This window comes from Mesorhizobium sp. B2-4-2 (assembly GCF_006442845.1).
Classification (GTDB): Bacteria; Pseudomonadota; Alphaproteobacteria; order Rhizobiales; family Rhizobiaceae; genus Mesorhizobium.
Genome location: NZ_VFVM01000016.1, coordinates 66,975 through 80,986 on the forward strand (window position 1 = coordinate 66,975; position 14,012 = coordinate 80,986).

Below are 14,012 nucleotides of genomic sequence, written 5' to 3' on the forward strand. Positions count from 1 at the left end.
ATGACCTGTTTCCTCTGCCTGCAATGCGGTGTCCAGTTCGCGCAGAGCGAAGCGCCCCCACAGCACTGTCCGATCTGCGAGGACGAGCGGCAATATGTGCGCTGGGAAGGCCAGGCCTGGACCACACCGGAAGAGCTCGCGGCCGGGCATCGGCTTGTGATGAAGGGCGATGCCGGCGTTCTCGCCTTCGGCATCGAGCCGCGCTTCGCCATCGGTCAGCGGGCGCTGCTGACGCAGACGCCGCACGGCAACGTTCTGTGGGACTGCATCTCGATGGTGACCGACGAGGCGGTGGCCGAGATCAATCGCCGCGGCGGCCTTGCCGGGATCGCCATCTCGCACTGCCACTACTATTCGGTGATGGTCGAATGGAGCGAGGCGTTTGGCGGCGTGCCGATCTATCTCCATGACGACGACCGGCAGTGGATCATGCGGCCACACCCGTCGATCGTCAGCTGGCAAGGCGAGACACTGGACCTGAACCCGGCGTTGACGCTCATCCGCTGCGGCGGCCACTTTGCCGGCGGCCAGGTGCTGCACTGGAAGCGCGAAGGCGGCAATGCTCTCCTGGCCGGCGATATCTTGCAGGTGACGCCGACCCGCCGCCACGTCAGCTTCATGTACAGCTATCCCAACTACATCCCGCTCAATGCGGCCGCCGTGCGCCGCATCGCGGCCGCGCTGGAGCCTTTCACATTCGATGACATCTACGGCGCGTGGTGGAACCAGAACATTATCGGTGGCGCGAAACAGGCGCTGGCGGCCTCCGTTGCGCGCTATCTCACGGCGATCGCATGAGGATTGCAGAAGGCACGCTCGAAAATGCGGGCAAATCTCGTAACAAACGCCTATCTTGTTGCGAATAGACATTGCGATCAACAATGAGCCGTCAAGGCCGAGGAGTTTTCTGCATGGACACCCACGCCTATCCCGTCACCCGCACCGACGCCGAATGGCGCGCCCGGCTGACGCCTGAGCAATATGCCGTCATGCGCAACCATGGCACCGAACGCCCGGGCAGCTGTGCGCTGCTTCACGAAAAGCGCGCCGGCACCTTCTTTTGCGTCGGCTGCGACCAGCCGCTGTTCGAATCCAAGCTGAAGTTCGAGAGCGGCACCGGCTGGCCGAGCTTCAACGACCCCGTTCCCGGTTCCATCGAGACCACGACCGACCGCAGCTACGGCATGGTCCGCACGGAATGCCATTGCGCTCGCTGCGGCAGCCATCTCGGCCACGTCTTCGAGGACGGCCCGCCGCCGACCGGGCTGCGCTACTGCATCAACGGCGTGGCGCTGAGATTCGAGCCGGCGGCCTGAGCGCGGCCTCGCCAACGCTTCCTGCGAAGGGCGGCCTCGGCCGCCTTTTTCGTGCAGCATTGTCAGACGACGACTGTTGCGATCAGCCAGAGCGCCGAACCCAGCATAGCAAGGGAGGCCTTGGCGCCCCCGGTTCGCTCCGCCGTCCGCCAGACGGCCGAGGTCAGGAAGATGTTGTAGGGCACCGGCGCGAAATGCACAGCCAGCACAAGACCGAGCGGCGTCTTCACCCCCAGCAGAATGAGCGCCGCCACGGACGATGCAATGTTGATCGCCGTGCCGACGAGCACCATATCGCGCCAGAACAGCCGGTCGAGCCGCACCTGGCCATCCCAACGCGAGCGGAAGAAATCCGCGAGCATCGGCGGCCTATCCCTGTCCCAGAACTTCGGTGACAGCGCACTCGAACCGCGAGCATTCGGTCACCAGCCAGTCCGTCATGGCCGGCCAATTGTCCTCGGCAAAGCAGTTGACCCGCCACTGTGAATTGATGCCGAGGTTTTGTGCGCTCTGCTCCGGCCTGAGCTTCAGCCGTTCCTCGATCGCCGGCTGAAACGGCTTGAGGCGCACCCAGACGTCGGTTGCGCCAAGCTTCTCGTTACGGCCGAAGAAGACGCCGACCACATTCTCGCTCGGCGCCACGTACATGGAGAGCACCAGCGCAAATTCCGGCAGCCCGCGCTGCCAGAACCAGGGCCCTCGCCTCGCCAGCCGGGTTCTTTCTTCCGGGTGACGCTCGGCAAACAGCGTCCAGAAGCCGCGTTGGCGGAACTCCGAGGCCCTTCGGCCGCCGAAGTCGAACTCACTCATCGCCGACCCCGGACGTCACGAGATGCCTCGCCTTACACCATGCCGAGGGCGGCCTTGTAGAGGTCCAGGATGGACTCCTCCTCCTGGCGCTCGGCCTGGTCCTTCTTGCGCAGCCGGATGATCGCGCGCATCGCCTTGGTGTCGAAGCCGGTGCCCTTGGCCTCGGCGAACACTTCCTTGATGTCGTCGGAAATGGTCTTCTTCTCCTCCTCGAGCCGCTCGATGCGCTCGATGAAGGCACGCAACTGGCCGGCGGCAACAGTCTGGCTGGTCTCTGTGATATCGTCGGCCATGTTTTTCTCCAAAAAAATCGATGCTTCGCCGCGACTCGGCAACCGTGCCGCCGCAAATTTCTGCGGTTCGATGCCCGACCGGGGACGGCGGGTCAAGCGGTTATCGAACAGGCTGGCAGGGCTGCCGACAGAAGCCGACAGTCTGTGGCTCTCTCTTGCGAGCTCTCAACTGAAGGCGATCAGCAGGTCCTTGGCATCGATCTGGTCGCCGGCCTTGACCAGCACCTCGGCGACCGTGCCGTCACGCTCGGCATGCAGCGCCGTTTCCATCTTCATTGCTTCGATGGAAAGCAGCACGTCGCCGGCCTTGACGGCCTGGCCGGCGGCCACAGCGAGCGCCGAGACGACGCCCGGCATCGGCGCTCCGACATGCGCCTCGTTGCCGGGTTCGGCCTTGCGCCTTGCCTTGGCGGCGGACGCGCCATGCGCCCGGTCGGGCACCTTGACGCGGCGCGGCTGGCCGTTGAGTTCGAAAAACACGGTGACCATGCCCTTGTCGTCCACGTCGCCGATCGCTTGGCAGCGCACGACCAGCGTCTTGCCCTTCTCGATGTCCACGAACACCTCGTCTTCGGGCTTCATGCCGTAGAAATAGGTCGGCGTCGGCAGCACGCTGACGGGACCGTAGGTTTCCTGCGCGGCCGCGAAGTCCGAGAAGACCTTCGGATACATCAGCCAGGAAGCGAACTCGTATTCGCTGAGCTTGCGCTCGAGCTTCCGTTCGATCTCCTTGCGGCTGGCCTTGAGGTCTGCCGGCTTGAGCAGCGAGCCCGGCCGCGCCGTGATCGGCCTGTCGCCCTTCAGCACTTTCTTCTGCAGCGCCTGCGGCCAGCCGCCAGGCGACTGGCCGAGATCGCCGCGCAGCATCGAGACGACCGAGTCCGGGAAGGCGATGTCCCTCGCCGGGTTCTCGACGTCGGCGACGGTGAGGTCCTGGCTGACCATCATAAGCGCCATGTCGCCGACCACCTTGGACGACGGGGTCACCTTGACGATGTCGCCGAACATCAGATTGACGTCATGATAGGTCTGCGCCACCTCGTGCCAGCGCGTCTCCAGCCCAAGCGAACGCGCCTGTTCCTTGAGGTTCGTGAACTGTCCGCCCGGCATCTCGTGCAGGTAGACTTCCGACGCCGGCCCCTTGAGGTCGCTTTCGAAGGCGGCATACTGGTTGCGCACCGCTTCCCAATAGAAGGAGATCCTCCGGATCCATTGCGGGTCGAGCCCGGGATCGCGCTCGGTGCCCTTCAGCGCCTCGACGATAGAGCCGAGGCAGGGCTGCGAGGTGTTGCCGGAGAACGCATCCATCGCCGCGTCGATGGCGTCGACGCCGCTCTCTACCGCCGCCAGAACCGTTGCCGCTGAGAGCCCCGATGTATCGTGTGTGTGGAAATGGATGGGCAGGTCTGTCGCTTCGCGCAGCGCCTTGAACAGCACGCGCGCGGCGCTCGGCTTCAACAGCCCGGCCATGTCCTTGACCGCTATGATATGGGCGCCGGCCGCCTCGAGCTCTTTCGCCAGCCCGACATAATATTTCAGGTCGTACTTCGCCCGCGTGGGATCGAGAATATCGCCGGTGTAGCAGATCGCGGCCTCGATCAGCTTCCCCTCGGCGCCGACCGCGTCCATGGCGACGCGCATGTTCTCGACCCAGTTCAGGCAGTCGAACACCCGGAACAGGTCGATGCCGCCTGATGCCGCCTGTTTGACGAAATGCTGCACGACATTGTCGGGATAGTTGGTGTAGCCGACGCCGTTGGCGCCCCGCAGAAGCATCTGCAGCAGGAGGTTGGGCGCCGCCTCGCGTACCAGCGAGAGCCGCTCCCAGGGATCCTCGGTGAGAAAGCGCATGGCGACGTCGAAAGTGGCGCCGCCCCAGCATTCAAGCGAAAGCAACTGCGGCAGGGCACGCGCATAGGTGCCCGCTATGCCGGCGATGTCGTGCGTGCGCACACGCGTCGCCAGCAGGGATTGATGGCCGTCGCGCATCGTCGTGTCGGTGACCAGCACCTCTTTTTGCGTGCGCATCCAGGCGGCGAATTTTTCCGGACCGAGCACGTCAAGCTTCTGCTTGCTGCCGCCGGGCACATTGCCGTTGAGGTAGGGCACCACGGGTGCGGCGGCATCGGCTTTCGGCTGCGGCCGGCCGCGCGTCTCGGGATGGCCGTTGACGCTGACGTCGGCAAGATAGTTGAGCAGCTTCGTGGCGCGGTCCTGGCGCTTGACCTGCTCGAACAGCTCCGGCGTCGTGTCGATGAACTTGGTCGTGTAGGAATTGTCGGCGAAGTTCGGGTGATTGATGATCGCTTCGAGGAAAGTCAGGTTTGTGGCCACGCCGCGGATGCGGAATTCGCGCAGCGCCCGGTTCATGCGTGCGATGGTCTCGGCCGGCGTCGGCGCCCATGCGGTCACCTTTTCCAGCAACGGGTCATAGAAGCGGGTAATGACCGCGCCCGAATAGGCGGTGCCGCCATCGAGGCGGATACCGAAGCCGGTGGCGCCGCGATAGGCAGTGATGCGGCCATAGTCCGGGATGAAATTGTGCTCGGGATCCTCGGTGGTGATGCGGCACTGCAGCGCGTGGCCGTTCAGCCTGATGTCCTTTTGTGCCGGAACGCCCGATTCCGGCGTGCCGATGGCGAAGCCGTCGAGAATGTGGATCTGCGCCTTGACGATGTCGATGCCCGTCACCTGTTCGGTGACGGTGTGCTCGACCTGGATGCGCGGATTGACCTCGATGAAATAGAACTTGCCGGTGTCGGCGTCCTGCAGGAACTCGACCGTGCCGGCGCCGATATAGCTGGTTTCGCGCGCGATCTTCAGCGCATGGCCGCACAGCTCCTGGCGCAGCTCCTCGCTGAGATAGGGCGCGGGCGCCCGCTCGACGACCTTCTGGTTGCGGCGCTGGATCGAGCAGTCGCGCTCGAACAGATGCACCGCATTGCCACTGGTATCGCCCAGGATCTGCACTTCGACATGGCGGGCGCGCTCGATCAGCTTTTCGAGATAGACCTCGTCCTTGCCGAAGGCGGCTTTCGCCTCGCGCTTGCCCTCCGTGACCTCGCGGGCGAGATCGGCCTCGGCTCGGATGGCGCGCATGCCGCGGCCGCCGCCGCCCCACGAAGCCTTCAGCATCAGGGGATAGCCGATCTCCGTGGCAAGTTTCTTGAACGCCTCCATGTCGTCCGGCAACGGATCGGTGGCGGGAATGACAGGCACGCCGACCTCGATGGCCAGATTGCGCGCCGCGACCTTGTTGCCAAGCCGGCGCATCGTCTCCGGCTTGGGCCCGATGAAGGTGATCCCGGCTTCGGCACAGGCCTCGGCGAATTCGGGGCTTTCCGAAAGCAGTCCATAGCCGGGGTGGATCGCATCGGCGCCCGACAGCCTGGCGACGCGGATCACCTCCTCGATCGAGAGATAGCTTTCGATCGGCCCCATGTCCTTGGCGAGATGCGGTCCGCGCCCGACCTGGTAGCTCTCGTCGGCCTTGAAGCGGTGCAGCGAATATTTGTCCTCCTCGGCCCAGATCGCCACCGTTTTGAGGCCGAGTTCATTGGCCGCGCGAAACACGCGGATGGCGATTTCGGACCGGTTGGCGACGAGGATCTTCGTGATGGCCAAGGATTGGGCTCCAGCAGCGGAAGGGAAGAGCAAGCGGCGCCATGATTAGCGTGAAAATGCTGCAGTGCAAACAAAATTTGACGCGCGTTTAAACCGATTTAAACCCGAGTCTTCGCCTTGAGCGTGGCCCCAAACGGCTGAACATCAGTGGAAAGCCGCCGCTGTCCTCAAAACGAGGATCTTTGCCAGACAATAAACGCGCGATCGCTGCTTCCGCAAAAGAAAATGCCCGGCGCGAGGCGCCGGGCATTCCGTGAAGTCAATTCGGACAGGCTTACATCTTCTGGACGTAGGTGTACTTGCCGTCGTCGCCCTTCTTCCACTCGTACATGACGTAGCCGGGCAGCGTCGGGTCACCCTTGGCGTCGTAGGAGAGGTCGCCGAGCACGGTCTTGAACGGACCCTTCTCATGCAGCGCCTTGGCAACTTCCTGCGGGTCGTTGGACTTGGCAGAGGTGGCTGCCTCGGCGATCGCCTGCATGGCCGCGTAGGCGTAGAGCGTGTAGGCCTCCGGCTCGAAGCCCTGCGCGCGGAACTTCTCGACCAGTTCCTTGTTGGCCGGGATCAGGCGAGGGTCCGGGCCGAACGTGTTGAGTGTGCCCGCGACCGCGTCGCCAGCGATCGAAGCCAGTTCGTTCGACACGATGCCGTCGCCGGAAACCAGCGTCGCCTTGAGGCCCTGGTCGGCCGCCTGGCGGATGATCAGGCCGGCTTCAGTGTGCAGGCCGCCCCAGTAGATGATGGAGACGCCGGCTTCCTTCATCTTGGCGATCAGCGCCGAGAAGTCCTTGTCGCCGACATTGACGCCTTCATACATGACTTCCTTCACGCCCTTGGCGTTCATAGCCTTCTTGGTCTCGTCGGCAAGGCCCTGGCCGTAGGTGGTCTTGTCGTGCACGACGGCGATCTTGGCGTCCTTGAAATTAGCCGCCAGATAACCGCCGGCGATGCCGCCCTGCTGGTCATCGCGTCCGCAGGTGCGGAACACGTTCCACAGGCCGCGCTCGGTGAACTGGGGGTTGGTCGCGGCAGGCGTGATCTCGACGATGCCGTTTTCCGCGTAGACTTCCGACGCCGGAATGGAGACGCCCGAGTTGAAGTGGCCGACCACGAACTTGACGCCGTCGCCGACGAACTTGTTGGCGACCGAGATGCCTTGCTTCGGATCGGAGACGTCGTCGCCGACTTCGAGCTTGATCTGCTCGCCGTTGATGCCGCCCGCCGCATTGATGTCGGCGACCGCCTGCTCCGCGCCCTTCTGCAACTGTGCGCCGAAGGCGGCATTCGGACCCGTGATCGGGCCAGCAACGCCGACCATTAGATCAGCCCACGCATTGCCGCTGAACGCGATCAGCGCGGTCAGGGCGACGGCGGACAAAAGTGATTTTTTCATTTAAACGCTCCCATTAACGGAGTGGGCGTGGATGAAGCTTTCATGCGATGCCCACCCTTATCGCAGAAAGCATAGTTTGCCGATTTTCAGGCACTTGTCACGCCGATTCATCCCCGAAACGGCGTTAATGATGAACGTCAACCTTTCGGTTTCCAGCTCAAGATTGAAGCTCTTTCGTATAGCCAATTATACTGCGTCACCATCTGGTTGGTTCGTGTGTATTGATAGCCGACGAAGCCGAGGATCATCAGTACGATGGTGTCGACGACATAGTAATGCAGCGAGAACATCGTGCCGTTGAACAGCGCGTGATGGATGAAGCGGATGCCGATGCCGAGACCCAGCAGATAAGCGAACAGCTGGACGAAGCTGCGCCAGGTCTGGGCACTGGCCTTGCCGGTCATCCATGCCGCCCAGCCGCCGAGCAGGCAGGTGACGAAGAAGAACTGCCAGATGGACGGTTCCTCGTAGAGAATGCCTTGCATGGTAAGGACTCCTGAACTCAGTGATGGCCGCCTTCGAGATAGGCGGCGCGCACTTCCGGGTTGGCGAGCAGTTCCTTGCCGGTGCCGCTCATGGTCACATTGCCGTTGACCATGACATAGCCGCGCGTCGCCAGCTTCAGCGCGCCGAAGGCGTTCTGCTCGACCAGGAACACGGTCAGCCCCTGCGTGCGGTTCAGCTCGCGAATGGCATCGAAGATCTGTTTGACGATCAGCGGCGCAAGACCGAGCGACGGCTCGTCGAGCAGAAGCAGCTTCGGCCGCGCCATCAGCGCGCGCCCGATCGACAGCATCTGCTGCTCGCCGCCCGACAGCGTGCCGCCGCGCTGGGCGATGCGCTCCTTCAGGCGCGGGAACAGTGCGAACACCTTCTCGACGTCCTCGTCATAGTGCTTGAGGTTGTCGAGGCTGGCGCCCATCTGCAGATTTTCCATCACCGTCATGCGCGGGAAGATGCGCCGGCCTTCCGGCGACTGGGCAATGCGCAAGCGCGCGATCTCGTGCGTTGGCAATTGGGTGATGTCGGCGCCGGCGAAGGTGATGGTGCCCGCGCGGGCGCGCGGCGCTCCAAAAATGGTCATCATCAGCGTCGATTTGCCGGCGCCGTTGGCGCCGATCAGCGCCACGATCTCGCCCTCGTTGACGGTGACGTCGACGCCGTTCAGCGCACGGATGTTGCCGTAATAGGTCTGCACGCCCTTGATATCGAGCAGCGTCTTCCCGGCCATCACTTGCCCCCTCCGCGCTTGGCCCGAACGGGCTTGCCCGCTCCTGTCGCGGGCTTTGCTGCCTGCTTACCGGAAGCATGGCTCGTCGCCACCTTGCCGGCGTCGACGCGGCGCGAGAATTCCGTGTCCTTGCCCTGGCTAAGCAGCCTGGCCTGCTTGACCCATTCTTCGCGGGCGATGCGTCCGTCAAAGGCGAGATACGCTTCGACGGCCTCGACATCGGCCTTCTTCCAAGCGCCGATCTGGTCGAAGTGGAAGATGCCGTGTTCGTTGAGCTTCTTCTCGTTGACCGCGCCGATCCCCTTGATGCGGGTGAGATTGTCGGCTTTGCCGCCGCGGGGCGCCGCCAGGCGGTTCGAGATGCCCGCGGCCTTCGCGGCCGGCGTCTTGGCCCCTGTCTTGACACTCGCCTTGGTGGCCGGCTTCGCCACCGGCTTGGTCCGCGAAGCAGGTGCTGGCGCGACAGCCTTGGCCGCAACGCTCGCCGCCCGCGCATCGACCTGCGCCGCCTTCGAGGCGCCCTTCGACACCGTGATGCGCTCGCCTTCGCTGTGGCCGACCGTGTCGCTCACCGGGCCGGCGAGATAGGACGACGATGTTCCCGGACCATGCGCGGCATCGGGACCGGTATCGAGTTGCTCGATGACGTCCTCGTCGCCGACTTCGGTCAGCACGGTCTCGACCTCCTCATCGTCGACGCCGAGATAGGCCGCGATGACGCGCGGATCGGTGCGCACCGACTGCGGATTGCCGTCGGAGATCTTGCGGCCGTATTCCAGCACCACGACGTGATCGGAGATCTGCATGACCACCGACATGTCGTGCTCGATCAGCAGGATCGAGGTGCCGGTGTTGTTCTTGATGTCCATCAGCAGGTCGTTGAGCGCGGCCGATTCCTTTGGATTGAGACCGGCGGCGGGCTCGTCGAGGCACAAAAGCTCCGGGCCGGTGCACATGGCGCGCGCGATCTCGAGGCGCCGCTGCGCGCCATAGGGCAGGTCGCCGGCCGGATCGTCGGCGCGGTCGACCAGATCGGCTTTCTCAAGCCAGTGCTTGGCAAGTTCGACGGATTCGGCCGAGGCCTTGCGGTAACCGCTGAAGCCGAACAGGCCGAGCACCGTATAGCCCGAAGCCTTCATCAGCTTGTTGTGCTGGGCAACGAGCAGGTTCTCGAGCACCGTCATGCCCGAGAACAGGCGGATGTTCTGGAAGGTGCGCGCCACCTTGGCGCGCGCCGGGATCTCATGGTTGGGCAGCCGTTCGAGCAGGTAGATCGAGCCGTCCTGCCGGGTGAGAGTGATCATGCCTTCCGACGGCTTGTAGAAGCCGGTGATGCAGTTGAACACGGTGGTCTTGCCGGCGCCGTTGGGCCCGATCAGCGCGGTGATCTCGCCGCGCCTGGCGGTGAAGGACAGGTCGCCGATCGCGACCAGGCCGCCGAACTTCATCGACAGGTGTTCGACGTTCAGGATGGCGTCGTTCATGGAGGGGTTCGCGTTCATCAGCCGTGACCCTCCTTGGTGAAGGAACTTGAGACAGCCCTTCGCACCTTGAGGAAGGCGGTCGGCTCACGGCTGCCGACAAAGCCGCGCGGCTTCCACAGCATGACGATCACCATGGCCATGCCGAACAGCAGCATACGGTAGAGTTCCGGCGTGAAGTCGGGTCCGAAGACCTGCTTGAGGAAGTCGAGTTCGCGCAGCACCTCGGTGCCGCCGATCATGACCAGAGCCGCGACGGCAATGCCGACCAGTGATCCCATACCGCCAAGCACGACGATGGCCAGGATGATCGCCGATTCCAGGAAGACGAAGGATTCGGGGCTGACGAAGCCTTGCCGGGCGGCGAAGAACGAGCCGGCAAAACCGCCGAACATGGCACCGGTGGCAAAGGCGGTCAGCTTGGTGGTCGTGGTGTTGATGCCGAGCGAGCGGCAGGCGATCTCGTCCTCGCGCAAGGCTTCCCAGGCGCGGCCAACCGGCATGCGCCTCAGCCTGACCGTGACGAAGGCGGTGAGCAGCGCCAGCCCCAGGATGAGGTAATAGAGGAAGATCTTGTAATAGGCGCTTGATGTGGCGATGTTCAGCACCTTGCCGATATAGTTCGGATCCGAGACGTTGAAGCTCATCAGGCCGAAGAAGGTGACCTTCGGGATGCCGGAAATGCCGGCCGAGCCATTGGTCACCTCGCGCCAGTTGATGATCACCAGCCGGATGATCTCGCCGAAGGCAAGCGTCACGATGGCCAGGTAGTCGCCGCGCAGGCGCAGCACCGGAAAGCCGAGCAGCACGCCCCAGAAGGCGGCCATGGCGCCTGCGGCCGGCAGGAGGATCCAGAAGGAGAGGCCGTAATGCGTGCCGAGCAGCGCATAGGCATAGGCGCCGACGGCATAGAAGGCGACATAGCCGAGGTCGAGCAGGCCGGCCAGACCGACGACGATGTTCAGCCCCCAGGCCAGCATGACATAGATCAGGATCTGGATGCCGAAATTATCGACCCATTTCAGCGACCCTTGCAGCCCGCCGACGAGCGACCACGACATCAGCGACAGCATGCCCACGACAATGATCGGATAGAGCACCAGTGCGGCGATGCCGAGTTTTGTGAAGTTGGCATGGATGAAGCCGCGGAAATAGTAGATCACGCAAGCCAGCGCGTAGATGACCGCAAGGGCGCGCAGGAATTGCAGATAGCCGGCCGGCTCCGCCCCTACCCAGCCGGCGAGAGACCTGCTGAAGACGAACAGCAGCGCCGCGACGATGACGGCCACGATGAAGGCTGGAAAGAGGAAGAAGCGCGACGCCACGCTGGCCGGCAGCAAGCCGGTGGCGACGTCGGCGATCTTCTGGTTGGCCAAAAAGGGCTGGCCGTAGGCGACATAGAGGAAGCGTCCGACGGCCGTGGTGATGACCACTGCGGCGAGCAGGCCCCAGCGCTGCACCAGGATCAGCTCGTTTGAGATGTTCTGGTCGGTCTTGAGCCCGATAAACAGCACGAACAGGCCGAGCGCGATGGCACCGGCATAGAAGGCCTCGCGCAAGGCGCGCTGCATGGGCGTGGCTGCGACGGTGTCGCGCTCGGGAGATACGGTGACGGCCATGATCTCAGACCTTTTCGACTTCTGGCCGGCCGAGAATGCCGGAAGGCAGGAAGATCAGCACGATAGCCAGGATCGAGAAGGCGGCGACATCCTTGTAGTCGATCGAGAAATAGGCCGACCACATGCTCTCGATGAAGCCGATCAAAAGACCGCCCAGCACCGCGCCCGGCAACGAACCGATGCCGCCCAGCACCGCTGCGGTGAATGCCTTCACGCCGGGCACGAAACCGTCCGAGAAGGCGATGACGCCGTAATACATCAGGAACAGCGTGCCGGCGACGGCGGCAAGTGCCGCGCCCATGATGAAGGTGATCGAGATGGTGCGGTCGACATCGATGCCGAGCAGCGCCGCCATCTTGCGGTCCTGCTCGCAGGCGCGCTGCGCCCGGCCAAGCGAGGTCTTGTTGACCAGGTACCAGAACAACACCAAGAGCAACGCGGTGACGACGACGATGATGATCTGCTTCAGCGACACGCTGATGCCTTCGATGTTGTAGACCTTCGACACCATCGGCGGGATCGGCTTGTTGCGCGGGCCTTGCGTCACCTGCACGAAATTCGACAGCGCGATCGACATGCCGATGGCGGTGATCAGCGGCGCCAGCCGGAACGAGCCGCGCAGCGGCCGGTAGGCCACCTTCTCGATCGTCCAGTTGTAGAGGCTGGTCAGCAGCATCGCCACGATCATCATCACCAACAGCGCGATGACCACGGGAACCGAATAGAACAGGGCGCCCAGGATGAGGAAAACGATCAGCGCCGTGAAAGCGCCCACCATGAAGATATCGCCATGAGCAAAGTTGATCATGCCGATGATGCCGTAGACCATCGTGTAGCCGATCGCGATCAGCCCATAGATCGATCCCAGCGTCAGCCCATTGATAAGCTGCTGGACAAAATACTGCATGTGTACATGGCTCCCCTGGAATGTCGCCCATGCAGACGCATTCCTTTTCGTATTTCCCCTAGTCGTAAGGTTTCGAGACGGGATTGCAACGTCATTTTTTGATCGTCATGCGTGTTTCCGACTGCACGCCGTTCGATTGCCCGTTTTTTCGCACCCGCCCCCTGGACTATCGCGGACCCTATCATTGGCATAACGCAATGTCTTTGACGATTAAGCGTCATCATGCGCTCCATTTCGAAGAAATCGCCGTCAAAATAAGTTGATGAGACGATTCGTTGCGCTCGTGACAGCAATCCTTTTTGTCCTTCCCGACCTTCCGCAGCGTGATGAATCGCCTATTTGACGACGAAGCCGTGCGCGAACGGATCGCGGTCATCGATGAAGATCGTGTTGAGCCCGGTCATGCGCGCCCAGCCGCCGATCGAGGGAATGATCGCCGGCTTGCCTGCGACCGTGACGTCTTTTTCAACCTTGCCCTTGAACAGCGAGCCGATGATCGATTCATGGACGAACGCATCGCCGGCCTTGAGCTTGCCCTTGGCATGGAGCTGCGCCATGCGTGCCGAGGTGCCCGTGCCGCACGGTGAGCGGTCGATCGCCTTGTCGCCGTAGAAGACCGCGTTGCGCGCGTCCGCACCCGACACCGTCGGCTCGCCGGTCCACAGCATGTGCGACAGCCGGTTGATGCCCGGATTCTCCGGATGCACGAAAGAGTATTTCTCGTTCAGCCGCTGCCGCACCACCGGGCTCCAGGCGATGAGGTCGCCCGCCGAATGGTCTGCCATGTCGCGATAGTTTTTCTGCGGCTCGACGATGGCGTAGAAATTGCCGCCATAGGCGACGTCGACGACGATCTCGCCGAGCCCGGGGCATTCGACCGTCAGGCCCTCGGCATGGAGGAAGGAGGGCACGTTGGTGATGCGCACCTCTTCGACATATTCGCCGACCTGTTTGTATTCGGCGATGACCAGGCCGGCCGGTGTGTCGAGCCTGAGCACGCCGGGCGTCGTCGGCTTGATCAGCCCGTGCTCGATGGCCATCGTCACCGTGCCGATGGTGCCGTGGCCGCACATTGGCAGGCAGCCCGAGGTCTCGATGAACAGGATGGCGATGTCGCAATCCTCACGCGTCGGCGGGTAGAGGATCGAGCCGGACATGACATCGTGGCCGCGCGGCTCGAACATCAGGCCGGTGCGGATCCAGTCATATTCGGCCAGGAAATGTGCGCGCCGCTCCATCATCGTCGAACCCTGGAGCAGCGGGCCGCCGCCGGCGACCAGCCGCACCGGGTTGCCGCAGGTGTGGCCGTCGATGCAGAAGAAGGATTTCCTGGCCATG

13 protein-coding genes are annotated in these 14,012 nt (G+C 63.2%); 2 read left to right on the forward strand and 11 right to left on the reverse strand.

The window, feature by feature from the left end; translation table 11 throughout:
• Window positions 1-798, forward strand: a complete 798-nt coding sequence (locus tag FJ942_RS26110) for an MBL fold metallo-hydrolase (RefSeq protein WP_140493101.1) — start codon at window positions 1-3, stop codon at window positions 796-798.
• Between the two features lie 113 nt (window positions 799-911).
• On the forward strand, window positions 912-1,316 hold the full coding sequence (gene msrB / locus FJ942_RS26115; protein ID WP_140493098.1) for a peptide-methionine (R)-S-oxide reductase MsrB: 405 nt from the start codon (window positions 912-914) through the stop codon (window positions 1,314-1,316).
• 62 nt (window positions 1,317-1,378) lie between these two features.
• Here msrB and FJ942_RS26120 read toward each other — a convergent pair whose 3' ends face one another.
• The 11 genes from FJ942_RS26120 to FJ942_RS26170 all read right to left on the reverse strand — a co-directional run bounded on the left by FJ942_RS26120 (window position 1,379) and on the right by FJ942_RS26170 (window position 14,011).
• Complete coding sequence (locus tag FJ942_RS26120; protein ID WP_140517534.1) at window positions 1,379-1,678, reverse strand: hypothetical protein; 300 nt, start codon at window positions 1,676-1,678, stop codon at window positions 1,379-1,381.
• Between the two features lie 7 nt (window positions 1,679-1,685).
• On the reverse strand, window positions 1,686-2,126 hold the full coding sequence (locus tag FJ942_RS26125; RefSeq protein WP_140517533.1) for a hypothetical protein: 441 nt from the start codon (window positions 2,124-2,126) through the stop codon (window positions 1,686-1,688).
• 32 nt (window positions 2,127-2,158) lie between these two features.
• Window positions 2,159-2,419 (reverse strand): DUF2312 domain-containing protein, encoded by a 261-nt coding sequence (locus FJ942_RS26130; RefSeq protein WP_140493089.1) that lies wholly within the window; start codon window positions 2,417-2,419, stop codon window positions 2,159-2,161.
• Between the two features lie 165 nt (window positions 2,420-2,584).
• The gene (pyc, locus tag FJ942_RS26135; RefSeq protein WP_140899404.1) at window positions 2,585-6,043 is read right to left on the reverse strand and encodes a pyruvate carboxylase; all 3,459 of its coding nucleotides are present in this window, start codon (window positions 6,041-6,043) and stop codon (window positions 2,585-2,587) included.
• A gap of 274 nt (window positions 6,044-6,317) precedes the next feature.
• On the reverse strand, window positions 6,318-7,436 hold the full coding sequence (locus FJ942_RS26140; protein WP_140493083.1) for a branched-chain amino acid ABC transporter substrate-binding protein: 1,119 nt from the start codon (window positions 7,434-7,436) through the stop codon (window positions 6,318-6,320).
• Window positions 7,437-7,573: 137 nt separating this feature from the next.
• Window positions 7,574-7,921, reverse strand: coding sequence for a DUF6867 family protein (locus FJ942_RS26145; RefSeq protein ID WP_140493080.1), 348 nt, complete (start codon window positions 7,919-7,921; stop codon window positions 7,574-7,576).
• Between the two features lie 17 nt (window positions 7,922-7,938).
• The gene (locus FJ942_RS26150) at window positions 7,939-8,667 is read right to left on the reverse strand and encodes an ABC transporter ATP-binding protein (protein WP_140493077.1); all 729 of its coding nucleotides are present in this window, start codon (window positions 8,665-8,667) and stop codon (window positions 7,939-7,941) included.
• Window positions 8,667-10,169 carry an ATP-binding cassette domain-containing protein gene (locus tag FJ942_RS26155; RefSeq protein ID WP_140580111.1) on the reverse strand — a complete coding sequence of 501 codons (1,503 nt, stop codon included), beginning with the start codon at window positions 10,167-10,169 and terminating at the stop codon, window positions 8,667-8,669. The genes FJ942_RS26150 and FJ942_RS26155 overlap by 1 nt, the downstream gene beginning before the upstream one ends.
• Entirely contained in the window at window positions 10,169-11,767 is a 1,599-nt protein-coding gene (gene livM, locus FJ942_RS26160) for a high-affinity branched-chain amino acid ABC transporter permease LivM (RefSeq protein WP_140899407.1), read from the reverse strand. Before livM ends, FJ942_RS26155 begins: the two co-directional genes overlap by 1 nt.
• A gap of 4 nt (window positions 11,768-11,771) precedes the next feature.
• Entirely contained in the window at window positions 11,772-12,674 is a 903-nt protein-coding gene (locus tag FJ942_RS26165) for a branched-chain amino acid ABC transporter permease LivH (protein WP_140493067.1), read from the reverse strand.
• A gap of 335 nt (window positions 12,675-13,009) precedes the next feature.
• Window positions 13,010-14,011 carry a 4-hydroxyproline epimerase gene (locus tag FJ942_RS26170; protein WP_140554899.1) on the reverse strand — a complete coding sequence of 334 codons (1,002 nt, stop codon included), beginning with the start codon at window positions 14,009-14,011 and terminating at the stop codon, window positions 13,010-13,012.
• Window position 14,012: the final 1 nt, after the last annotated feature.

Excerpts from the sequence above, each read along its gene's own strand:
- FJ942_RS26110 (WP_140493101.1), top strand. The coding sequence starts at position 1 with ATGACCTGTTTCCTCTGCCTGCAATGCGGTGTCCAGTTCGCGCAGAGC.
- msrB (WP_140493098.1), top strand. The coding sequence starts at position 912 with ATGGACACCCACGCCTATCCCGTCACCCGCACCGACGCCGAATGGCGC.
- FJ942_RS26120 (WP_140517534.1), bottom strand. The coding sequence starts at position 1,678 with ATGCTCGCGGATTTCTTCCGCTCGCGTTGGGATGGCCAGGTGCGGCTC.
- FJ942_RS26125 (WP_140517533.1), bottom strand. The coding sequence starts at position 2,126 with ATGAGTGAGTTCGACTTCGGCGGCCGAAGGGCCTCGGAGTTCCGCCAA.
- FJ942_RS26130 (WP_140493089.1), bottom strand. The coding sequence starts at position 2,419 with ATGGCCGACGATATCACAGAGACCAGCCAGACTGTTGCCGCCGGCCAG.
- FJ942_RS26140 (WP_140493083.1), bottom strand. The coding sequence starts at position 7,436 with ATGAAAAAATCACTTTTGTCCGCCGTCGCCCTGACCGCGCTGATCGCG.
- FJ942_RS26145 (WP_140493080.1), bottom strand. The coding sequence starts at position 7,921 with ATGCAAGGCATTCTCTACGAGGAACCGTCCATCTGGCAGTTCTTCTTC.
- FJ942_RS26150 (WP_140493077.1), bottom strand. The coding sequence starts at position 8,667 with ATGGCCGGGAAGACGCTGCTCGATATCAAGGGCGTGCAGACCTATTAC.
- FJ942_RS26155 (WP_140580111.1), bottom strand. The coding sequence starts at position 10,169 with ATGAACGCGAACCCCTCCATGAACGACGCCATCCTGAACGTCGAACAC.
- livM (WP_140899407.1), bottom strand. The coding sequence starts at position 11,767 with ATGGCCGTCACCGTATCTCCCGAGCGCGACACCGTCGCAGCCACGCCC.
- FJ942_RS26165 (WP_140493067.1), bottom strand. The coding sequence starts at position 12,674 with ATGCAGTATTTTGTCCAGCAGCTTATCAATGGGCTGACGCTGGGATCG.
- FJ942_RS26170 (WP_140554899.1), bottom strand. The coding sequence starts at position 14,011 with ATGGCCAGGAAATCCTTCTTCTGCATCGACGGCCACACCTGCGGCAAC.